This is a genomic window from Kitasatospora sp. NPDC001225 (assembly GCF_053597855.1).
Genome location: NZ_JBSFJC010000012.1, coordinates 69,738 through 90,874, shown reverse-complemented (window position 1 = coordinate 90,874; position 21,137 = coordinate 69,738). Strand labels below are relative to the sequence as shown.

The following is a 21,137-nucleotide window of genomic DNA, read 5'->3' as shown; positions in this document are numbered from 1 at the left end:
TCCAGCTGGAGGACCGTCTCCGACCACCCCGATTACTCCCCTGGAGCGACGCGCGTGACAATGGGACGTATGTCCGTCCCACCGGTATGCACCCAACCCCCGAGCACCCCCTACCCCGGTGGGCGCCGGCCCCTACCCCTCAAGGGGGACAGCCGGTGAAGAATCCACTTCCAGAGGATGAGCAGACGGCTACGAGCGGTCTGGCAGACTTGCCGTCCATGGGGGAACCGACCGAGATCCAGCGAGGCGACGCCCGGCGCGCCGACGCGGCCAGCGGTGGCGGTTCCGAAGCAGCGAAGGCCGTCCCCGGCCGCCTGCCCGATGGAGCCACCCGTGCCGCCCAGTCCCGTACCGCCGCCCTGCGCAGCCGCATCAGCGCCCAGCGCCGCTCACCGGCCAGGCCGCGGATCTGGTTCGAGCTGGCGCTGATCGGGATCAGCTACTGGGTCTACTCGATCGTGCGCAACGCGGTTCCCGAACAGGAAGCGATAGCCCAGAAGCACGCGAGCTGGATCTGGGACCTGGAGAACCACCTCGGCATCGCCGTCGAGCGCTCGATCAACCACGCCGTGGACAGCGTCGGGTGGCTCATCACGGGGATGAACTACTACTACGCGACCCTGCACTTCGTGATCACGATAGGCGTGCTGGTCTGGCTCTACCGCAGCCACCCCGGGCGCTACGTCGCGGCCCGCACAGTGCTGTTCGTGACCACCGGGATCGCCCTGGTCGGCTTCTACTTCTTCCCGCTGGCCCCGCCCCGGCTGATGACCGACGGCGGCTTCATCGACACCGTGAAGGTCCACGGCACCTGGGGCTCGATGGCCTCCGGGCCCGCCGCGCACGTCTCCAACCAGTACGCGGCCATGCCCTCGATGCACATCGGCTGGTCGATGTGGTGCGGCCTGGCGATCTTCTTCCTGGCCCGCCGCACCTGGGTCAGGGTGCTCGGCCTGATGTACCCGGCCGCCACCCTGGTGGTGATCGTCTCCACCGCCAACCACTTCTGGATGGACGCCGTCGGCGGCGAGCTCTGCCTGATGGTGGGCTTCCTCACCGCCCGCTGGATGTACCACGAGTGGGTCTACCGGCTGCCGAAGGTGCCCGCCCGGGAGACGCCGGCCGACCGGCCGATCACCGTCCCGGAGCAGTGGAGCGAGCCCGCGGTCAGCAGCGCGCGCCGCTAGCGCCCGTCTTCGAAGGGGCCCCGACCGGGGCCCCTTTCGCGTACCCGGGGCGGGCCGTCCCCGTGCGCGGCCCCGGTCAGTCGGCGCCGTAGAACAGCCGGTCCACCACCGCCCGGGCCCGCCGGGTGGTCCGCCGGTAGTCGTCCAGCAGCTCGCCGCTGTGCCCGGAGCCGTACCCGAGGTAGCGGGCCACCCCGGCCAGCTCCCGGGCCTCCCCCGGGAAGCTGTCCCCGGGCCGCCCGCGCACCAGCATCACCGCCGCCCGCACCCGGGAGGCCAGCACCCAGGCCGTGTCCAGCACCTCGGCGTCCTCCGGCTCGACCAGCCCGGCCTCCGCGGCCGCGGCCAGCGCCGCCCTGGTCCGGGTGGTGCGCAGGGCCGGCAGCTCGTACCCGTGCCGGAGCTGCAGCAGCTGCACCGTCCACTCGACGTCCGCCAGCCCGCCCCGGCCGATCTTGGTGTGGGTGGTCGGGTCGGCCCCGCGCGGCAGCCGCTCGGCCTCGATCCGCGCCTTGATCCGGCGGATCTCCACCAGGTCCCGCTCCGGCACCCCGCCGCCGGGGTAGCGCAGCGGGTCGATCAGCTGCCGGAAGCGCGCGCCCAGCTCCTCGTCCCCGGCCACCGGTTCGGCCCGCAGCAGCGCCTGGCTCTCCCAGGCGTGCGACCAGCGCCGGTAGTACGCCGCGTACGAGGCGAGGGTGCGCACCAGCGGGCCGCTGCGGCCCTCCGGTCGCAGGTCGGCGTCGACCAGCAGCGGCGGCTCGGTGGACGGCGCGCCCAGCTGGGCGCGCAGCTCGTGGCAGACCGCCTGGGCGGCCCGGGCGGCCGCCTCCTCCAGCGAGCCGAGCAGCGGCTCGTGGACGAAGAGCACGTCCGCGTCCGAGCCGTAGCCCAGTTCGTGGCCGCCGAAGCGGCCCATCGCGATCACCGCGATCCGGGTCGGCAGGTCCCCGTGCTCGGCCTCCCAGCCGGCCACGCAGGCGCGCAGCGCGCCGCCCAGGGTGGCGGCGTTGAGCGCGGTGAGCGCCTCCCCGGCGGTGTCCAGCGCCTCGGCCGGGTCCTCCCCGAGCCGCCCGAGCACGTCCGCGGCGGCGGTGCGGAACAGCTCGCGGCGGCGCACCGAGCGGGCGGCGGCCACCGCGGCGTGGGTGGACCCGGCCCGGCCGACGGCGGCCAGTATCTCCGACTGCAGCGCCGCCCGGCCGCGTGGTTCCAGGCCGTGCGGGTCGCCCAGCATGGCCACCGCCTCGGGGGCGCGCAGCAGCAGGTCGGGGGCGAGCCGACCGGCCGACAGCACCCGGGCCAGCTGTTCGGCGGCGGCGCTCTCGTCGCGCAGCAGCCGCAGGTACCAGGGGGTGCGGCCGAGCGCGTCGGAGACCTGGCGGAAGTTGAGCAGCCCGGCGTCCGGGTCCGCGGACTCGGCGAACCAGCCGAGCAGCACCGGCAGCAGGGTGCGCTGGATCGCCGCCTTGCGGCTCACCCCGGAGGCGAGCGCGCTGAGGTGCCGCAGCGCGGCGGCCGGGTCCGCGTAGCCCAGCGCCTCCAGCCGGGCCCGGGCCGCCTCCGGGCTGAGCCCGGTGGCGCCCGGCGGCAGTTCGGCGACGGCGTCGAGCAGCGGCCGGTAGAACAGCTTCTCGTGCAGCCGCCGGACCTCCATCGCGTGCCGCTTCCACTCGCGCTGCAGCGCGGCCACCGGGTCGGCGCGGGTGTCGTCGTTGATCAGCGCCGCCAGTGAGCGGGCCAGCCGGCGCAGGTCCTCGGCCCCGGTGGGCATCAGGTGGGTGCGGCGCAGCCGGTACAGCTGGATGCGGTGCTCCAGCGAGCGCAGGAAGCGGTACGCGGCGTCCAGCGAGGCGGCGTCCGCCCGGCCGACGTAGCCGCCCCGGGAGAGCGCGGCCAGCGCCTCCAGGGTGTTGCCGCTGCGCAGCGCCGGGTCGGTGCGGCCGTGCACCAGTTGGAGCAGCTGGACGGAGAACTCGACGTCGCGCAGCCCGCCCGGGCCGAGCTTGAGCTGGCGGTCCAGCTCGGTGGCCGGGATGGAGTCGATCACCCGGCGACGCATCTGCTGCACGTCGGCGACGAAGTTCTCCCGGGCGGCGGCCTGCCAGACCATCGGGGCGAGCGCCGCCACGTACGCGGCGCCGAGCTCCGCGTCCCCGGCGACCGGGCGGGCCTTGAGCAGCGCCTGGAACTCCCAGGTCTTGGCCCAGCGCTGGTAGTAGGCGAGGTGGCTGGCCAGGGTGCGCACCAGCGGGCCGTTGCGGCCCTCGGGGCGCAGGTTGGCGTCCACCGGCCAGATGGTGCCCTCGCCGGTGGTGTCCGCGCACAGCCGGGTGAGGGCGGCGGCCAGCCGGGTGGCGGCCTTGAGCGCCTCGTGCTCGTCCACGCCCTCGCGCGGCTCGGCGACGAAGACCACGTCCACGTCCGAGACGTAGTTGAGCTCGCGGCCGCCGCACTTGCCCATGCCGATCACGGCGAGCCGGCAGGCCGCGGCCGCCTCCGGGTCCTGCTCGGCGGCGAGGTCCAGGGCGGTCTGGAGGGTGGCGCCGGCCAGGTCGGCGAGTTCGGCGGCGGTCTGCGCGAGGTCGGTGGTGCCGGTGAGGTCGCGGGCGGCGATGGCGAGCAGGCAGCGGCGGTAGGCGACGCGCAGCGCGTTCGCGGGGCCGAGGGTGTCGTCCCGGACGCCCTCGGCGAGGGAGCGGCGGAAGTCCTCCGGGCCGGGGTGCATGTCGCGCAGTTCGAAGGTGACCAGCACGTGCCAGTCGTGCGGGTGCCGGGCCAGGTGGTCGCCGAGCGCGGTGGAGACGCCGAGCACGCCGAGCAGCCGGTCGCGCAGCGGCTTGGAGGTGGTGAGGGTGTCGCGCAGGGTGTGCCGGTCGGCCGCGTCGGCGGCCTCCAGCAGCCGGGACAGGCCGAGCAGCGCGAGGTCGGGGTCGGCGGTGGCGCCGAGCGCGTCCAGCAGCACGGGGTCGTCGGCCAGGCCCTCCAGCCCGGGGCCCTCCAACAGCCGCACCGCCCGCGCCGGGTCGGTGAACCCGCGCCGGACCAGCCGGTTCTCCGGCCGGCTGACCCGGCTCCCGGCCCGCTGCTCCTCCACCGCCATCGGCCCCTCCATCCGTCCGCCCAGGGGCCCGTCCGGGCCTGGCAGGTCCGTCCGGGCCCTAGCAGGTTACGCGCCCCGGCACCCGGTCGCCGGACGCGACCGCCCGCCGCCGTCGGCGTGACCTCGGCCCCGCCGTGCTCGTTCACCCGGGCGCCGCCCCCGTCCCCCCGCCCCCGGAGCGCCGATGCCCACGACCGGCCCCAGCCGCCTGCCCTCGCTCACCGGGCTGCGCTTCTGGGCCGCCCTGCTGGTGGTGCTCTACCACCTCTCCCGCAAGGTGGGCGAGGTGCCGCTGCTCAGCCCGCTCGCCTGGTACGGCCGTTCGGGCGTGACGTTCTTCTTCGTGCTCTCCGGTTTCGTGCTGGCCTGGACGTACGGGGCCTCGCCCGCCCGGCCGTGGGTCTTCGCCCGCCGCCGGTTCGCCCGGATCTGGCCGTTGCACGTGCTGACCACCGCGCTGTCCCTGGGCGCGGACGCGGCGATCGGCGCGGTGCTGCCGGTGGCGGCGGCGCTCTGGTCGCTGGCGCTGGTGCACCCGTGGACGCTGCCCACCCTGTACGGCGGCAACCCGGCCTCCTGGTCGCTGGGCGCCGAGGCCTGGTTCTACCTGCTGTTCCCGCCGCTGCTGCGCCTGCTGGCCCCGCGCCGGCGCGCCTGGCTGCCGCTCGCGGCCCTGTGCGCCGTGCTCGGCCCGGTGCTGTGGGCGGCCGGTGCCGTGCTGCCCGCCGACCCGACGGTGCGCGGCTGGCTGCTGGACTACCTGCCGCCGGCCCGGACCCCGCAGTTCGTCCTGGGCGTGGTCACCGGCCTGGCCGTGCGGCACGGCGTGCTCCCCCGGGTGCGCCTCCTGCGGCCGGGGCTCCTCCCGGCGGCCGCCGCCGTGCTGCTCTTCCACGTCCTGCTGGTCCCCTGGCACGCCGCCGTCCCGGACTCCTCCTGGTACGGCCCGTACAGCGCCTCCCAGTTGCTGTCCGCACCGCTGTTCGCCGCCCTGCTGGCGGCCGCCGCCCGGCGGGACGCCTGCGGGGCCCCGCCCCGGCTGCTGGCGGGCCGGACGGCCGTACGGCTCGGCGAGTGGTCGTACGCCTGGTACCTGGTGCACGAGATCGGCGTCCGCTGCTGGCTGGCCGTCCAGGACCGCCCGGCGCCGGGGGCCGCGACGCTCGGCGTCTGGCTGCTGCTGGCGGGCGGCTCGCTGGTGGCCGCGGGGGCCCTGTACCGCTGGGTGGAACGCCCCTGCGAGCGGCTGCTGCGCGGCGCCCCGCGGGGCCAGGACGCGGCGGCGCCGCTGCCGCCCCGCGCGGTGCGGGTGGTGCGGCAGCGGCGCCGTGGCCGGACGGTGGATCAGCCCTCGGCGGATCAGCCCTCGGTGGAGCCGTCCAGGTTGACGTAGGCGTAGAAGACGCCCAGGTCGTAGCCGTCCTTGTCGGTGTCGAACAGCACCTTGATGTCGGTGTCGCCGTTGCGCAGGAACGGCGAGATGTCCCAACGGTTGGAGTCGTAGCCGAAGTTGTTGCGGTTGTACGGGGTGCGGATGAACTGGTCGGCCGGGGTCAGCTCCTCGATGGTGGAGTTGAACGCGTCGTTGGAGGCGTGGTTGAGGTCCGAGAAGAGCGCCTGCGGGCCGTTGGTGGACTTGATGGCGAGGGTGTCGCCGGTCCACTTGAGGTCGCCGTCGTAGACCACGAAGCCGAGCTTGCCCGCGACCGGGCCGGCGGCGGGGGTCCGGAGCCCGGTGAGGTCGAACTCGCGCGGCGGGCTGTCCGGCAGCTCGACCCGGAAGCCGTCCCACAGGTGGATGTGCCGGTACGGCTTGCAGTCGTTCTCGTACGCGACCACGATCGTCCAGCCGCCCCAGCTGTGCGGCTTCACCACCGAGTCCATGTTGGCGACGGTGTAGGTGCCGTTGCCGGCCTGCCGGACCAGGTCGGTGATGTCGGCGGAGGCCTGGTAGCTGCTCTCCACGTCGGTGGTGATGTAGCCGATCGAGGGCTGGTCGTTGGCGATGTTGCGGTACTGGCCCTCGCCCGGGACCTTCAGGTACACCTCGTCGATCTGGTTCTCCGGCAGCACGACGTCGTCGATGCCGCGGGTGCCGCCCCAGTACAGCCGGGCGTACTTGACCCGGGAGCCGTCGATCAGGCCCAGGTCGGCGGAGCTGGCGGAGTAGATCCCGTCGCCGAGCGGGCCGACCGAGCCCGGGTCGATGTTGATGTACTTCATCTCGTACTTGTTGTTGATCGGCCGGGAGCCGAGGCCCTTGCGGGCGTCCTCGCAGGGCGGCTGCTCCGGGTCGAGCGGCGCCTTCGTCTCGTCGCAGGTCATCAGCGAGTTGCTGATCCGGGTGATGGAGCCGTGGAAGTCGCCCTCGAAGCGGGTGGTGAACGGCAGCTGGTTCTCGGCGATCGTGGTGGCCCGCTGCTGCGGGCGGTGCGGCTGCGGCGCCTGCAGCGCCTGGAACGACTGGAGCGGGTTCTTCGACTGCAACGACTGCAGCAGCTCCAGCGGGTTCTTCGGGTGCAGCGGGAGCTGCGGGAGCTGCGAGCTCTGCGGGCTCTGCGAGTTCTGCGAGCTCTGTGGGGCCTGCGAGTTCTGCGAGTTCTGCGAGCTCTGCGGGTACTGCGCACCCGCGTTCGCACCGGTGCCCGTACCCGAACCGCGGGCGTCGGCGACGGTCGGGACGGCCAGCAGCTGGCCCGCGACGGCGGCCACGGCGGCACCCACGACGCAGGTCCGGCGGACGAGCAGTCGGGTGGCGGCGGCGCGACTGACGGAGGAGGTCATGTGATCCTCTTTCAGGATGAAACGGACATTCAGGCCCCATCGGACCATGACACCCGGTCATACAAGCTTCACATTCCGCCACCGCGACCGGCGATCCGTCGCAGATCCACTCCATAGGACGGCCCGCCGTCGTCCCTTCGGGCGACAGCGGGCCGGAAACGGTTTGAGCGGCCGTCAGCCGCTCACAGCACCTGGAGGTTCTTCCGCAGCTCGAACGGGGTGACCTCGGAGCGGTACTCCTCCCACTCCTTGTGCTTGTTGCGCAGGAAGAAGTCGAAGACGTGCTCGCCGAGGGTCTCGGCGACGAGTTCGCTGCGCTGCATCAGGTCGATGGCCTCGCCGAGGTTCTGCGGCATCGGCTGGATGCCGAGGGCACGGCGCTCGGAGTCGGTCAGCGCCCACACGTCGTCGTCGGCGCCGGGCGGGAGCTCGTAGCCCTCCTCGATGCCCTTCAGGCCGGCCGCGAGGGTGACGGCGTAGGCGAGGTACGGGTTGCAGCCGGTGTCCAGGGAGCGGACCTCGATCCGGGTGGAGCCCTGCTTGCCCGGCTTGTACATCGGCACCCGGATCAGCGCCGAGCGGTTGTTGTGGCCCCAGCAGATGTACGAGGGCGCCTCGCCGCCGGCCCCGGCGGTGCGCTGGGAGCCGCCCCAGATCCGCTTGTAGGAGTTCACCCACTGGTTGGTGACGGCGGCCGTCTCGGCGGCGTGCTTCAGCAGACCGGCGATGAAGGACCGGCCGACCTTGGAGAGCTGGTACTCGGCACCGGACTCGTGGAAGGCGTTGCGGTCGCCCTCGAACAGCGAGACGTGGGTGTGCATGCCGCTGCCGGGGTGCTCGGAGAACGGCTTGGGCATGAAGCTCGCGTGCACGCCCTGCTCCAGCGCGACCTCCTTCATGACCAGCCGGAAGGTCATGATGTTGTCGGCGGTGGAGAGCGCGTCGGCGTAGCGCAGGTCGATCTCCTGCTGGCCGGGGGCGCCCTCGTGGTGCGAGAACTCGACCGAGATGCCCATCGACTCCAGCATGGTGATCGCCTGGCGGCGGAAGTCGTGGCCCACCCCGCGCGGGGTGTGGTCGAAGTAGCCGGACTGGTCGGCGGGGATCGGCGGGGTGCCGTCGCCGGGCAGGTTCTTCAGCAGGAAGAACTCGATCTCCGGGTGTGTGTAGAAGGTGAAGCCCTGCTCGGAGGCCTTCTCCAGGGTGCGCTTGAGCACGAACCGGGGGTCGGCGAAGGAGGGCGAGCCGTCCGGCATCAGGATGTCGCAGAACATCCGGGCGGTGCCCGGGGTCTCCGAGCGCCACGGCAGGATCTGGAAGGTGGTCGGATCCGGCTTGGCGATCATGTCGGACTCGTACACCCGGGCGAACCCCTCGATCGCCGAGCCGTCGAACCCGATGCCCTCCTCGAAGGCCTGCTCCAGCTCGGCCGGCGCCACCGCGACCGACTTCAGGAAGCCGAGCACGTCGGTGAACCACAGCCGGACGAACCGGATGTCACGCTCTTCGAGCGTCCGAAGCACGAACTGCTGCTGCTTGCCCATGGGGACAGTCTCACCTCTGCTCTTTACGCTCGTGTTACGCCCCGGAGGCCGTGGAAAGACCTCGTAAAGCGGTTGCCCCCATCATGGCCGATCCCCGCCCGGCCCGGCAGTGCCGACCCCCGCCGCCGGATCCCGCCCAGGACATCGCGTCAGTTAGACGATTACACTCGGGGCATGCCCAATCTCCGTCTCGCCCTGTGCCAGACCGACCCCTGGGTCGGCGACCTCGCCCGCAACGGCGACGAGGTGGTGCGCCGGACCAAGCAGGCCGCGGAGGCCGGCGCGCAGCTGGTCGCCTTCCCCGAGATGGCCCTCACCGGGTACCCGGTGGAGGACCTCGCCCTGCGCCACTCCTTCGTCGAGGCCTCCCGCGCCGCGCTGGTCGCCCTGGCCGCCCGGCTGGCGGCGGAGGGGCTGGGCGGGGTCCCGGTGGTGGTCGGCTACCTCGGGCGCTCCGAGCACGCCTCGCCGCGCTTCAACCGCCCGGCCGGCTCCCCGCAGAACTGCGCCGCCGTGCTGCACCGGGGCGAGGTGGTGACCCGCTTCGCCAAGCACCACCTGCCCAACTACGGCGTGTTCGACGAGTTCCGCTGGTTCGTCCCGGGCGACCAGCTGCCGGTGCTGCGGCTGCACGGGGTGGACGTCGCGCTGGCGATCTGCGAGGACATCTGGCAGGACGGCGGCCGGGTCACCGCCGCCCGCGAGGCCGGCGCCGGGCTGCTCCTGGTGGTCAACGGCTCCCCGTACGAGCGGAACAAGGACGACCAGCGGCTGGAGCTGGTGCGGCGCCGGGCCGCCGAGGCGGGCTGCGCCCTGGCGTACGTCAACATGGTCGGCGGCCAGGACGAGCTGGTCTTCGACGGCGACTCGATCGTGGTCGGCGCGGACGGTGAAGTCCTGGCCCGCGCCCCGCAGTTCGAGGAGCACCTGCTGGTGCTGGACCTCGACCTGCCGGCCGCCGCCGGCGACGACACCGACGGCCTGCTGCTCAGCGACGGGCTGCACCTGGTCCGTACCGAGCTGGGCGGCGGGCCGCAGGCCGCGCCCGCCGAACCGCTCACCGCCGGGGTGGCGCCGCGGCTGTCCGACGAGGCCGAGATCTGGGCCGCGCTGGTCTCCGGCACCCGGGCGTACGTGGCCAAGAACGGCTTCGACTCCGTGCTGATCGGCCTGTCCGGCGGCATCGACTCGGCACTGGTGGCCGCGATCGCGGTGGACGCGGTCGGCGCGCCGAACGTGCACTGCGTCTCGATGCCCAGCCGCTACTCCTCCCAGCACTCCCGGGACGACGCGGCCGAACTGGCCCGCCGGACCGGGCTGCGCTTCCGGACCGTCTCCATCGCCCCGATGTTCGACGCCTACCTGGGCGCCGTCGAGCTGACCGGCCTGGCCGAGGAGAACCTCCAGTCCCGGCTGCGCGGCACCCTGCTGATGGCGATCTCCAACCAGGAGGGGCACCTGGTGCTCGCGCCCGGCAACAAGAGCGAGCTGGCGGTCGGCTACTCGACCCTGTACGGCGACTCGGTGGGCGCCTACGGGCCCGTCAAGGACGTCTACAAGTCGCTGGTCTTCCGGCTGGCGCGCTGGCGCAACGAGGAGGCCGGACGGCGCGGCGAGGTGCCGCCGATCCCGGAGCACACCATCACCAAGCCGCCGTCCGCCGAACTGCGGCCGGACCAGGTGGACACCGACTCGCTGCCCGACTACGACCTGCTGGACAGCCTGCTGGCCCGCTACATCGAGGGCGACGAGGGCCGGGACGCGATCGTGGCGGCCGGCTTCGACCCGGCCCTGGTGGACCGGGTGGTCCGGCTGGTCGACACCGCCGAGTACAAGCGGCGCCAGTACCCGCCGGGCCCGAAGATCTCGGCCAAGAACTTCGGCCGGGACCGCCGCCTGCCGATCACCAACCGCTGGCGGCGCGGCTGATCCCCACCCGGCCGACCCGTACCCGGCCGACCCTCAGGAGGAGTACCGGTACGTGGCGGCCACCGGGAGGTGGTCGCTGCCGTCCCGGGGCAGGGTGCGGGAGTCCACCGGCTTCAGCCCGCCCTTGCTCATGATCTGGTCGATCCGGGCCATCGGGAAGGCGGCCGGCCAGCTGAAGCCGAAGCCGTCCCCGGCGGCGCCCTGGGCCGAGCGCATCTGCGAGGTGACCGGCGCCAGGCTGCGGTCGTTCATGGTGCCGTTGAGGTCGCCGAGCAGCAGGACCTTCTTCAGCGGCTCGGCCTGGATCGCGTCGCCGAGCGCCTGCGCGCTGACGTCCCGCTGGTTGACGGTGAAGCCGCCCTCGGCCTTCAGCCGCACCGAGGGCAGGTGCGCGACGTACACCGCGACCGGGCCCTGCGGGGTGGTGACCTCGGCCCGGAAGGCCCTGGTCCAGCCGATCTTCAGGTCCACCGGGGTGACGTCGCCGATCGGGTACTTCGACCAGAGCCCGACGGTGCCCTCCACGGTGTGGTGCGGGTAGGCGGCGGCGAGCCCGGTCTCGTACGAGCGCAGCTGCTTGCCGGCCAGCTCCTGCAGGGCGACGATCTGGGCGCCGGAGTCCACCAGGGTGCGGACGGTGCCCGGCACGTCGGTGTTGGCGGCGGCGACGTTGTGGCTGACCACCGTCCAGTCGCCCTTGCCGCCGCTCTTGTCGCTCAGCAGGCCGCCGAACAGGTTGGCCCAGAGCACGACGGGCAGCAGCAGGGCGATCAGCGCGGTGGCGGAGCGGCGCAGCAGCGCGGGCACCAGCAGCACCGGGACGGCCAGGCCCAGCCAGGGCAGGAAGGTCTCCAGCAGGCTGCCGAGGTTGCCGGCGCTGTTGGGGACCTCGGCGTGCAGGGCGATCAGCGCGGCGGTGAGCACGGCCAGCACGGCGACCACCAGGCCGCGCCGCCAGGTGGTGCTGCCGCGGGCGTCCCGGCCCCAGTGGCGCAGGCCGAGGAAGCCGCCCCGACGCGACGCGGGGGCCGGGCCGTCGGCGCCGCCCCCTGGGGCCGCGATCCGTTCGGTCCTGTCCGCCTGCGCCATGAAGTGGCTCCCGTTCGCTCGTGCCGCCGCCGTTCCGGTACCCGGACCGTCGAAGGTGCGGGCACGACCGGACCGGTGCCGGTTTGATCGGATACCCGGCTCAGCCTATGCCGGGACAGACGTCGGGCCCGCTGAGCGGGTTCCGGCGTGGCCCGGTTTGGTGAGCGAGGCCACGTCCGGTCCGGTGAGCGAGGCCACGTCCGGTCCGGCGGGCGAGGCCGCGTCCGGGGCACCGTCCGGCCGGGTCAGCGGGGTGCCAGGCCTTCGAGCATGGAGTCGACCAGCTTGCGGGCCAGGTCCGGGTCCTCCAGGTCGGAGTCGTCCCACAGGATGCTGCGGTAGAGGATCGGCCCCATCAGCAGGTCGTTGAGCAGTTCCAGGTCGAGGTCGTCGCGGATCACGCCCTCGGCGACGGCCCGGCGGATCAGGCCGAGCCCGACCTCCCGGCGGGGCTTGATCACCCGGTCCCGGTAGGCGGTGTACAGCTCGGGCAGGGTCTGCATCTGGCCGAGGGCGGCCTTGAGCACCCAGCGGGTGCGCTTGGCCAGGCCGCGCCGGCGGACGTGGTCCACCAGGGCGATCAGGTCGGCCCGGGCGCCGGCGCCGGTGGGCTCCGGCAGCGGCTCCTCCAGTCGGCTGACCACGTCGACCAGCAGGGCCTCCTTGTTGGGCCAGCGCCGGTAGATGGTGGCCTTGCCGACGCCGGCGGCGGCGGCGATGCCCTCGATGGTGAGCTCGGACAGCGCGGTGCCGCCGGCCATCAGGTCCTCGACGGCCCCGAAGATGGCCTGCTCGGCGGCCTCGCTGCGGGGCCGGCCACGGCGTACCTCCGCGCAGTGCTGCCCGGTGCCGGCGGTCGGCGTGTCCGTCTTCATCCCCGCTGTCTCTCCCTCGTCCTCCCCGGTCGCCCTGGCGCCGTGGGGTGTCCTCCGGTGGGCCCTCGGCAGGGGGCCTGCCGGGACCGAGGCCCCGCCACCCGGGCGTACCCGGGTGACAGGGCCATTGTCACTCAGTCGCGGTACGGCCGGCCGCCGGTCAGGCGTCCGCGGCCGCGGACTCCCGCTCCTGGCCGCGCTGCTCGGGGGCCGGTCCGGCCGGTCCCGCGGGGGCGGCCGAGCGGCCCGGCAGCAGGAACCAGGCGACGACGGCGCCGATCACCGAGACGCCCACCGAGAGCGAGGCGACCACGTGCATGGCGTGGATGAAGGAGTCGTTCGCCGGGGCGACCAGCGCCTCGCCGCCGGGGATGCGGCCGGCGATGGCCAGGGTGGCCTCCAGCGACTCGCCGGCCTTGTCGCGCAGCCCCTCGGGCAGGTGGGTCAGGGTGTCGGCCATCCCGTCGCGGTAGACGGTGGAGAGCACCGCGCCGAGCACGGCGACCCCGAGCGAGCCGCCGACCTGGCGGAAGGTGTTGTTGACGGCCGAGCCGGCGCCGGCCTTCTCACGGGGCAGCGAGGCCATGATCGCGACGGTGACCGGCGGCATGACGTGCGCCATGCCGGCGCCCATCACCAGGCCGAGCAGGACCAGCACCCAGATCGGGGTGGTGGCGGTCAGCACGACGTAGCCGACGAAGCCGAGCGCGACCAGCAGCATGCCGCCGGCGGCGGTGGCGGCGACGCCGAGGCGGTCGACCACCAGCCGGGCCCGCGGCGCGAACACCAGCTGGGCGGCGGCCAGCGGCAGCATCAGCACACCGGCCTGGAGGGCGCTGTAGCCGCGCACGCTCTGGATGTAGAAGACGCCGAAGAAGGAGACGCCCATCAGCGCGAAGAAGATCACGCCGACGACCACCACGGAGGCGCTGAACACCCGGTTGCGGAACCAGGTGACGTCCAGCGCGGGGAACGCGGTGCGGCGCTCGTACCAGACGAAGGCGACCAGCGCGACCACGCCGACCAGGGTCGGCACCCAGGCCCCGGCCGCGGTGAAGTCGGCCAGCTCGCCGCCCTTGATGATGCCGTAGATCAGCGCGACCAGGCCGATGATCGACAGCAGTACGCCGATCGGGTCCATCCGGCCCGGGTTGGGGTCCTTGGACTCGGGGACCAGGATCACCATCGCTATCACCGCGACGACCACGATCGGGACGTTGACCAGGAAGACCGAGCCCCACCAGAAGTGCTCGATCAGCAGGCCGCCGGTGATCGGGCCGATGGCGATGGCCAGGCCGACCGCGCCGGCCCAGATCCCGATCGCCTTGGGCTGCTCGGAGCGCTCGAAGACGTTCATGATGATCGCCAGCGTGGCGGGCATCGCGAGCGCGCCGCCGACGCCCATCAGGGCGCGGTAGCCGATGAGTTCACCGGGCGAGGCGGCCAGCGCGGACAGCAGCGAGGCGATCCCGAAGACCACCATGCCGGCCAGCAGCGCGCGCTTGCGGCCGAACCGGTCGCCGAGCAGGCCGGAGGTGAACAGCAGCCCGGCGAAGACCAGGGTGTAGGAGTTGATCGACCATTCCAGGTCGCTCTGGGTGGCCCCGAGGCCGACCGGCGCGGGGGTCGCGATGGTCTTCATCGCGACGTTGAGGATCGAGTTGTCGAGCACGACGACGAGCAGGGCGAGCAGCAGGGTGCCGAGGATCGCCCAGCGCCGACGGTGGATGGCTTCCGGCACGCGGGGTGGCGCGGCTGCGGTGGTCATGGGTGTTCCCGTCCGTGGTGGTGTGGCACTGGCGGGCAATTCCGAGCCGAATGCGTCTCGTAACCCCCCGCACCAGACTAGCGGCCGATACGATACGAGACGAACCCGTTTCGTAAAGAGCAGGCAAATTCGGGGGCCTCCCGCGCACCCCGGCGCGGGGCGCCCGCGCACCCGGTGCGGCGCGGATCGCACCCGGTGTGGCGTGGATCGCACCGGGACGAACGCACCCCTCTTTGCGCCGGAGCCGGGGCGTGCAAGCATGGAGGTGATCCGGGGACGCCGTACGGCGCCACGAGACGACAACCCTTCAGGAGTCCGTTCGATGAACGCTTCTACGCCTTCGCCTGCCCAGAACCAGGCGTCGACCACCACCCTCTACGGCGGGGTCACCAACCGCCGGGTCACCGTCCGCGACCTCGCCGCCGCCAAGCAGCGCGGCGAGAAGTGGTCGATGCTGACCGCCTACGACGCCCTCACCGCGGGCGTGTTCGACGAGGCCGGCATCCCGGTGCTGCTGGTCGGCGACTCGGCGGGCAACTGCCACCTCGGCTACGAGACCACCGTCCCGGTGACCATGGATCAGATGGTGATGCTCTCCGCCGCCGTCGTCCGCGGCACCAAGCGGTCCATGATCGTCGCCGACCTGCCGTTCGGCTCGTACCAGGAGTCCCCCGCGCAGGCCATGCACAACGCGGCCCGGCTGATGAAGGAGGCCGGGGTCGGCGCGGTCAAGCTGGAGGGCGGGGAGCGCAGCGCCCGCTCGATCGAGCTGCTGGTCGAGGCCGGCGTCCCGGTGATGGCCCACATCGGCCTCACCCCGCAGTCCGTGCACGCCCTCGGCGGCTACCCGGTCCAGGGCCGCGGCGACGAGGCGGCCCACCAGCTGCTCCGCGACGCCAAGGCCGTCCAGCAGTCCGGCGCCTTCGCGGTCGTGCTGGAGGCCGTCCCGGCCGAGCTGGCCGCCCAGGTCACCGAGCAGCTGGCGATCCCGACCGTCGGCATCGGCGGCGGCCCGGACACCGACGCCCAGGTGCTGGTCTGGACCGACATGGCCGGCATGACGGCCGGCCGGGTGCCCAAGTTCGTCAAGCAGTACGCCGACCTGCGCACCGTCCTCGGCGACGCCGCCCGCGCCTACGCCCAGGACGTCCGCACCGGCGCCTTCCCCGCGGCCGAGCACAGCTTCACGTAAGGACCGCCGCAGTGGCCCCGCTCCCCCGCCGGGAGCGGGGCCGCCGCCGTTCCCGGCCCCTCCGCGGCCGCTGACAGCGGCGTGACAGCGAACCGACAGCGCACCGCCCCGGCCGACAGGGAGCTGACAGCCGGGGCGGACAGCCTGGGGGCATGACACGAATCGCGACAGCCCCGAACGACCGGGGAACCACTTCCGGGAACGCCGTGGAGGTGCGGGGCATCGTCAAGCACTACGGCGAGACGAAGGCCCTCGACGGGGTCGACCTGACCGTCCGGGAGGGCACCGTGCTCGCCCTGCTCGGCCCCAACGGCGCGGGCAAGACCACCCTGGTGCGCGTCCTCTCCACCCTGATCAAGCCGGACGCCGGCACCGCGTACGTCGGCGGCTACGACGTGCTGCGCCAGCCCAAGCAGCTGCGCCGCACGATCGGCCTCACCGGCCAGTACGCCTCCGTGGACGAGCTGCTCTCCGGGTACGAGAACCTCTACCTCATCGGCCGGCTGCTGGACCTCCCGCGCCGGGAGGCCAGGGCCCGGGCCGCCGAGCTGCTGGAGCGCTTCTCGCTCACCGAGGCCGCCAAGCGGACCGCCAAGACCTACTCCGGCGGCATGCGCCGCCGCCTCGACCTGGCCGCCAGCATGATGGGCCGCCCCCGGGTGCTCTACCTGGACGAGCCCACCACCGGCCTGGACCCGCGCACCCGCAACGAGGTCTGGGACGAGGTGCAGCGGATGGTCGCCGAGGGCAGCACCGTGCTGCTGACCACCCAGTACATGGAGGAGGCGGAGCAGCTCGCGAACGAGCTGACCGTCATCGACCGCGGCCGGGTGATCGCCAACGGCGCCGTCTCCGAGCTCAAGGCCAAGGTCGGCGGCCAGACCCTCCAGGTCCGCCCGGCCCACCCGGCCGAGCTGCCCGAGATGGCCCGCTGCCTGCACGAGAGCGGCATCCTCAACGCCACCGTCTCCACCGACACCGGGCTGCTCGCGGTGCCGATCACCGGCGAGGAGCAGCTGACCGCGGTGATCGGCGTACTCGGCACCCGCGGCTTCGCCATCGCCGGCATCGACACCAAGGTGCCCAGCCTGGACGAGGTCTTCCTCGCCATCACCGGCAAGCCCGCGTCCGCCGCCGTGCCCGCCCCCAGCCTCGCCAAGGAGCCCGTCGCATGACCACCGCCACGCTCACCCCCTCCCGGGCCCGGGACACCCGGCCCCCGGCGGAGGACTCCCGGATCGGCCTGACCGGCACCCTGCGCCACGTCGGCGCGCTGACCCGGCGCAACCTGATGCGGATCAAGGCCGACCCGGAGTCGATGTTCGACGCCGTGCTGATGCCCGTCATCTTCACCGTGCTGTTCGTCTACGTCTTCGGCGGCGCGATGGCCGGCGACCAGGACACCTACAAGCAGTACCTGATCCCCGGCCTGCTCGGGCAGACCGGCCTCACCCTCGCGATGGCCGTCGGCACCGGCCTCAACAGCGACTTCCAGAGCGGCGTGATGGACCGCTTCCGCACGCTGCCGATCGGCCGGGCCTCCGTCCTGCTGTCCAAGATCGTCGCCGAGACCCTCCGCGGGCTGCTCTCCTTCGCGATCCTGATCGGCTTCGCGATGTGCATCGGCTTCGAGGTGAAGACCGGACCGCTGGAGGTGCTGGCCACGATCGGCCTGGCCCTGCTGTTCGGCATGTCGATCGTCTGGATCTCGATGCTGCTGGGCATGGCCCTGCGCAGCGCCCAGGCCGTCCAGGGCGTGGCCATGCTGGTCCTGATGCCGATGCAGTTCGGCAGCTCGATCTTCGCCCGGACCGACACCATGCCGGGCTGGCTGCAGTCCTTCACCAAGGTCAACCCGCTCTCGGCGCTGGCCGACGCCTCCCGCTCCCTGCTCAACGGCACGGGTCCGGTGGCCCACCCGGTGATGATCGTGCTGATCTGGTCGGCCGCCGTGACCGCCGTCTTCGCCCCGCTGGCGGTCGCCCGGTTCCGCAAGCGGACCTGACCCCCATGACCACCGTCGGCTCCCCCGGCCCTCGCCGGGGAAGGCCGCCGGGCAGGGCGGCCGGCCGCCCCGGACAGGCGCCGGCCGCCGTACGGGCCCGTGCGGCCGGTGACCAGGGGACGGGCACCGGCCGTACGGGCACCGGCTGTGCGGGCACCGGCTGTACGGGATCCGACCGCCCGGGCCCGACCGCGCCGTGGCTAGCCGAGCAGCCCCTCCAGCAGCTCGAAGACCTGCTCCTGGGTCATCCCGACCCCGCCCGCCCGGGCCTCCTCGTACCCCGCGTCCCCCAGCGACTCCCGCAGGGCCGCCTCCGAACGCGCCCGCTCGACCCGGTCCAGGTAGCCGCCCTTCGGGCCGTTCAGCCCGCCGTGGGCGCCGGCCAGCACGGCCGCCGCCCGGGCCCGCCCGAGGTCCCCGTCGCGCTGGGCGAAGCTGCCCAGCACCGCCGTCACCGCGGGCACCACCATGACCGTCATGTGCTCGGCGAAGCCGCTCGCGGCCGTCACCGCCCGCAGCTGCCGCCAGCCGGCGCGCAGCAGGTCGAGCCCCGCCTCCGGGTCCCCGGCCCGGGCGGTGATCCAGCCGCGGGCGCTCATCAGCATCCCGGTCACCAGGCTCGGCGCGAAGCCGCCGACCCGGACTATGTCCAGCTCGTCCAGCTCGGCCAGCGCCTGCGCGAACTCGCCGCGGTGGGCGTGGATGCCGCAGAGCGTCAGGTGGCCGAACATCAGCGCCCCGGTGGTGGCCTGGTTGAGGCCCGGGGTGTCGATGGAGGCCAGCGCCTCGCGGACGACCCGCTCGCCGTGCTCCATGTCCTGCTCCAGCAGGGCGGTGCCCAGGTTCACCCGCAGGATCGGCACCTCCTGCGGCGCCCCCAGCTCCTCGATCAGCTCGATCGCCCGCGCGTACGCCTCGGCGGCGGCCGCGGCCTCGCCCCGGTTGGCCAGCGACTCGCCGTGCGCGGACAGCGCCTGGGAGATCCCCCAGAGGTCGCCCGACTGCTCGTACAGCTCCAGCGAGCGGGCGCCGTCCTCGATGCTCTGCTCGGCGCCGCTCGGCCAGTCGTTCATCATCCTGGCCCGGACCTGCAGGATGAACGCCAGGTCGCTCGGCCCGCCGTACTGCTCGCAGCCCTGGACGGCGTCGTCCATCAGGTCCTTCATCATGTCCAGGCGGCCGGCCAGGAAGGCGCCGAACACCCGCATCAGCGCCGGGAAGCGGTAGGACTGCGGCAGGTCCGGGGTGTAGGCGTCCATCAGCCGCTGGGCGACCTCGATCGCCTCCGGGTCCCCGAGGACGTCCAGGTTGCCCTCGAACAGCCCGATCAGCCGGAACATCGCGAGCAGCCGGCGGGCCTCCTCGACCACCGCCGTCGGCAGCGGCAGGTCGTACGCCAGCACGCCGTGCTCCAGCGGCACCGCCCGCGGGGCGTCCGGGCCGAACGGGTCCGGGCCGAGCGCGGCGATCGCGGTGTACCAGGTGCGCGCCTCCATGCTGTAGCCGCGCAGCGACCAGTACCAGCTCATGCCGATGGCGAGGAGCAGCGCCTGCTCCTCGTCCCGCAGGTCGATCGCGCGGCGCAGCGCCGTCCGGACGTTGTCCTGCTCGCGCTCCAGCACCGTCAGCCAGTGCAGTTGCCGGGGGCCGTGGATCTCCGCGTCGGCGGCGGCGAGCAGGGTGCGGAAGTGCGCCAGGTGGCGGGCCTCGGTGGCGGCGCGCTCGGCGGCGGACCCGGCGAGGCGCTCGGTCGCGTACTCGTGGATGGTCTCCAGCATCCGGTAGCGCGGCAGGCTGGCCCCGTCCAGGTCGGCCACCAGCAGGGACTTGTCGACCAGCGACAGCAGCAGGTCGGCGACCTCGCCGGGGGCCACCTCGACACCGTCGGCGCAGACCGCCTCGGCGTCCTCCAGCTGCCAGCCGCCCGCGAACACCGAGAGCCGGCGCAGCACCGCCCGCTCCCGCTTGCCCAGCAGGTCCCAGCTCCAGTCGACCACCGCGCGCAGCGTCTGCTGGCGCGGCAGCAGGGTGCGGCTGCCCGCGGTGAGCAGCGCGAACCGGCCGTCCAGCCGGTCGGCTATCTGGCGCGCCGTCATCACCCGCAGCCGGGCCGCGGCCAGTTCGATGGCCAGCGGCAGCCCGTCCAGCCGGCGGCAGATCTCGGCGCAGGCCTCCGGGTCGCCCTGCGGGTCGAAGCCGGGACGGGCGGCGGCGGCGCGCTCAACGAACAGCCGCAGCGCGACCGGGTCGGGCAGCGGCTCGACCGGCAGCACCGTCTCCCCGGGCACGCCCAGCGGCTCGCGGCTGGTGGCGAGCACCGTCAGCCCGGGGCACTCGGCGAGCAGGACGTCGGCGAGGTCGGCGGCGGCCTGGATCAGGTGCTCGCAGTTGTCCAGGACGAGCAGCATCCGGCGGTGGCCGCAGTGCTCGACCAGCCGGCGCACCGGGTCCTCGGCCCGCTTCTCGATCACCTCGGCGACCATGCTGGTGCTGTGCAGCACGATCTCGCGCAGGCCGAGCGCGGAGACCACGGCGGCGGGCACCGCGTCCGGGCTCTCCAGCGGGGCGAGTTCGGCCACCCAGACGCCGCCCGGCCAGCCCCCGGCGGCCTGTTCGGCGCGCCCGGCCTCGGTCGAGAGGCTGGTCTTGCCGGAGCCGCCGGGGCCGGTCAGCGTCACCAGCCGACGGTCCGTCAGCATCCCGCGCAGCGCGGCGAGATCGTCCTCGCGGCCGACGAAGCTGGTCAGCCGGCCGCGCAGGTTGCCGACGGCGCGCGGGAGTTGTGGAGCGGCGGCGGCGGGTACGGGCGCGGGCGCGGCGTGGACCGGCTCCGGCGCCTCCGGGGCGAGCAACTCGGCGTACAGGGACTGGAGTCCGCGGCCCGGGTCGGCGCCGAGCTCCTCGGCCAGGGCCCGCCTGGTCCGCTCGTAGTGGCGCAGCGCCTCGGCCGTCCGTCCGCTCTCGTGCAGCGCCCGGATCAGCAGCAGCTGCAACGACTCGTCCAGCGGCTGCCGTTCGCACAGCTCGGCCAGCTCGGCGACCAGGTCGGCGGCGCGGCCGAGGCCGAGGTCGGCGGTGATCCGGTGGCGGCGGGCCTCCTCGCGCTGGGCCTCCAGCCGGACGGCCGGGCCGGTGCGGTCCGGCAGGTCGGCCAGCGCGGGGCCGCGCCACAGCGCCAGGGCGGCGCCCAGCCGCTCGGCGGCGAGCGCGTGGTCCCCGGTGTCCAGGGCGCGGCGGCCCTCGCCGGTCAGCCGCTGGAAGTCGGCGAGGTCGGTGGCCGGACCGGTCAGCCAGTACCCGGCCGGGCCGGAGCCGACCTCGTCCCGGCCGATGGTGCGGCGCAGCCGGCCGACCAGGGTCTGGAGCGCGGCGGAGGAGTCCTGGGGCGGCTCGGCCTCCCACACCTCGTCCACCAGCAGGTCGGCCGGCACCGGCCGGCCCTGCCGGAGGGCCAGGGCCGCGAGCAGGGCCCGTAGCCGGGCGCCGCCGATCGGTACCGGGGTGCCGTCGTCGTGGTGGGCCGTCGTGGTTCCGAGGATGCCGTAGTGCACCGGACCATTCTGGTCGATCGGCGGGGGAAGGGCCGCACAATTGTGCAGGGCCCGGCGCCCCGGCGGAACCGACCCCGGGCCCTCGGACGTTCACCGGAGGCGGCTTGTCC

Annotated in this window: 13 protein-coding genes; 6 read left to right on the top strand and 7 right to left on the bottom strand. The window is 73.7% G+C overall.

Annotated features, from left to right (window positions below):
- Positions 1-218 precede the first annotated feature (218 nt).
- Positions 219-1,187 (top strand): phosphatase PAP2 family protein, encoded by a 969-nt coding sequence (locus ACWDCZ_RS06610; RefSeq protein ID WP_416873412.1) that lies wholly within the window; start codon positions 219-221, stop codon positions 1,185-1,187.
- 76 nt (positions 1,188-1,263) lie between these two features.
- On the opposite strand, the gene ACWDCZ_RS06605 is transcribed toward ACWDCZ_RS06610, so the two are convergent.
- Positions 1,264-4,290 carry a bifunctional [glutamine synthetase] adenylyltransferase/[glutamine synthetase]-adenylyl-L-tyrosine phosphorylase gene (locus ACWDCZ_RS06605; RefSeq protein ID WP_074000859.1) on the bottom strand — a complete coding sequence of 1,009 codons (3,027 nt, stop codon included), beginning with the start codon at positions 4,288-4,290 and terminating at the stop codon, positions 1,264-1,266.
- Between the two features lie 184 nt (positions 4,291-4,474).
- Here ACWDCZ_RS06605 and ACWDCZ_RS06600 point away from each other — a divergent pair, with 184 nt between their 5' ends.
- Complete coding sequence (locus ACWDCZ_RS06600) at positions 4,475-5,683, top strand: acyltransferase family protein (RefSeq protein ID WP_449815376.1); 1,209 nt, start codon at positions 4,475-4,477, stop codon at positions 5,681-5,683.
- Here the strand turns inward: ACWDCZ_RS06600 and ACWDCZ_RS06595 are convergent.
- Both ACWDCZ_RS06595 and glnA read right to left on the bottom strand, forming a co-directional pair.
- Positions 5,650-7,074, bottom strand: coding sequence for a hypothetical protein (locus ACWDCZ_RS06595; protein WP_449815375.1), 1,425 nt, complete (start codon positions 7,072-7,074; stop codon positions 5,650-5,652). The genes ACWDCZ_RS06600 and ACWDCZ_RS06595 overlap by 34 nt on opposite strands.
- Before the next feature lie 182 nt (positions 7,075-7,256).
- Complete coding sequence (gene glnA, locus ACWDCZ_RS06590) at positions 7,257-8,618, bottom strand: type I glutamate--ammonia ligase (protein WP_049652796.1); 1,362 nt, start codon at positions 8,616-8,618, stop codon at positions 7,257-7,259.
- Between the two features lie 174 nt (positions 8,619-8,792).
- Here glnA and ACWDCZ_RS06585 point away from each other — a divergent pair, with 174 nt between their 5' ends.
- The gene (locus ACWDCZ_RS06585; RefSeq protein WP_449815374.1) at positions 8,793-10,547 is read left to right on the top strand and encodes an NAD+ synthase; all 1,755 of its coding nucleotides are present in this window, start codon (positions 8,793-8,795) and stop codon (positions 10,545-10,547) included.
- 33 nt (positions 10,548-10,580) lie between these two features.
- Here the strand turns inward: ACWDCZ_RS06585 and ACWDCZ_RS06580 are convergent, their stop codons facing one another.
- From ACWDCZ_RS06580 to ACWDCZ_RS06570, 3 genes are all read right to left on the bottom strand, one after another.
- Positions 10,581-11,636 (bottom strand): endonuclease/exonuclease/phosphatase family protein, encoded by a 1,056-nt coding sequence (locus ACWDCZ_RS06580; protein WP_049652793.1) that lies wholly within the window; start codon positions 11,634-11,636, stop codon positions 10,581-10,583.
- Positions 11,637-11,881: 245 nt separating this feature from the next.
- Positions 11,882-12,511 (bottom strand): TetR/AcrR family transcriptional regulator, encoded by a 630-nt coding sequence (locus ACWDCZ_RS06575; RefSeq protein ID WP_074000856.1) that lies wholly within the window; start codon positions 12,509-12,511, stop codon positions 11,882-11,884.
- Between the two features lie 160 nt (positions 12,512-12,671).
- Positions 12,672-14,279, bottom strand: coding sequence for an MFS transporter (locus tag ACWDCZ_RS06570; RefSeq protein WP_117487485.1), 1,608 nt, complete (start codon positions 14,277-14,279; stop codon positions 12,672-12,674).
- A gap of 322 nt (positions 14,280-14,601) precedes the next feature.
- Here ACWDCZ_RS06570 and panB point away from each other — a divergent pair, with 322 nt between their 5' ends.
- From panB to ACWDCZ_RS06555, 3 genes are all read left to right on the top strand, one after another.
- Entirely contained in the window at positions 14,602-15,471 is an 870-nt protein-coding gene (panB, locus tag ACWDCZ_RS06565) for a 3-methyl-2-oxobutanoate hydroxymethyltransferase (protein WP_049652786.1), read from the top strand.
- 152 nt (positions 15,472-15,623) lie between these two features.
- Positions 15,624-16,646: an ATP-binding cassette domain-containing protein gene (locus ACWDCZ_RS06560; RefSeq protein ID WP_387966165.1), complete on the top strand. Its 1,023-nt coding sequence runs from the start codon at positions 15,624-15,626 to the stop codon at positions 16,644-16,646.
- The gene (locus ACWDCZ_RS06555) at positions 16,643-17,476 is read left to right on the top strand and encodes an ABC transporter permease (protein ID WP_074000854.1); all 834 of its coding nucleotides are present in this window, start codon (positions 16,643-16,645) and stop codon (positions 17,474-17,476) included. Before ACWDCZ_RS06560 ends, ACWDCZ_RS06555 begins: the two co-directional genes overlap by 4 nt.
- 200 nt (positions 17,477-17,676) lie before the next feature.
- Here ACWDCZ_RS06555 and ACWDCZ_RS06550 read toward each other — a convergent pair whose 3' ends face one another.
- On the bottom strand, positions 17,677-21,027 hold the full coding sequence (locus ACWDCZ_RS06550) for an ATP-binding protein (protein WP_449815373.1): 3,351 nt from the start codon (positions 21,025-21,027) through the stop codon (positions 17,677-17,679).
- Positions 21,028-21,137 lie beyond the last annotated feature (110 nt).

Excerpts from the sequence above, each read along its gene's own strand:
- ACWDCZ_RS06610 (WP_416873412.1), top strand. The coding sequence starts at position 219 with ATGGGGGAACCGACCGAGATCCAGCGAGGCGACGCCCGGCGCGCCGAC.
- ACWDCZ_RS06605 (WP_074000859.1), bottom strand. The coding sequence starts at position 4,290 with ATGGCGGTGGAGGAGCAGCGGGCCGGGAGCCGGGTCAGCCGGCCGGAG.
- ACWDCZ_RS06600 (WP_449815376.1), top strand. The coding sequence starts at position 4,475 with ATGCCCACGACCGGCCCCAGCCGCCTGCCCTCGCTCACCGGGCTGCGC.
- ACWDCZ_RS06595 (WP_449815375.1), bottom strand. The coding sequence starts at position 7,074 with ATGACCTCCTCCGTCAGTCGCGCCGCCGCCACCCGACTGCTCGTCCGC.
- glnA (WP_049652796.1), bottom strand. The coding sequence starts at position 8,618 with ATGGGCAAGCAGCAGCAGTTCGTGCTTCGGACGCTCGAAGAGCGTGAC.
- ACWDCZ_RS06585 (WP_449815374.1), top strand. The coding sequence starts at position 8,793 with ATGCCCAATCTCCGTCTCGCCCTGTGCCAGACCGACCCCTGGGTCGGC.
- ACWDCZ_RS06580 (WP_049652793.1), bottom strand. The coding sequence starts at position 11,636 with ATGGCGCAGGCGGACAGGACCGAACGGATCGCGGCCCCAGGGGGCGGC.
- ACWDCZ_RS06575 (WP_074000856.1), bottom strand. The coding sequence starts at position 12,511 with ATGAAGACGGACACGCCGACCGCCGGCACCGGGCAGCACTGCGCGGAG.
- ACWDCZ_RS06570 (WP_117487485.1), bottom strand. The coding sequence starts at position 14,279 with ATGACCACCGCAGCCGCGCCACCCCGCGTGCCGGAAGCCATCCACCGT.
- panB (WP_049652786.1), top strand. The coding sequence starts at position 14,602 with ATGAACGCTTCTACGCCTTCGCCTGCCCAGAACCAGGCGTCGACCACC.
- ACWDCZ_RS06560 (WP_387966165.1), top strand. The coding sequence starts at position 15,624 with ATGACACGAATCGCGACAGCCCCGAACGACCGGGGAACCACTTCCGGG.
- ACWDCZ_RS06555 (WP_074000854.1), top strand. The coding sequence starts at position 16,643 with ATGACCACCGCCACGCTCACCCCCTCCCGGGCCCGGGACACCCGGCCC.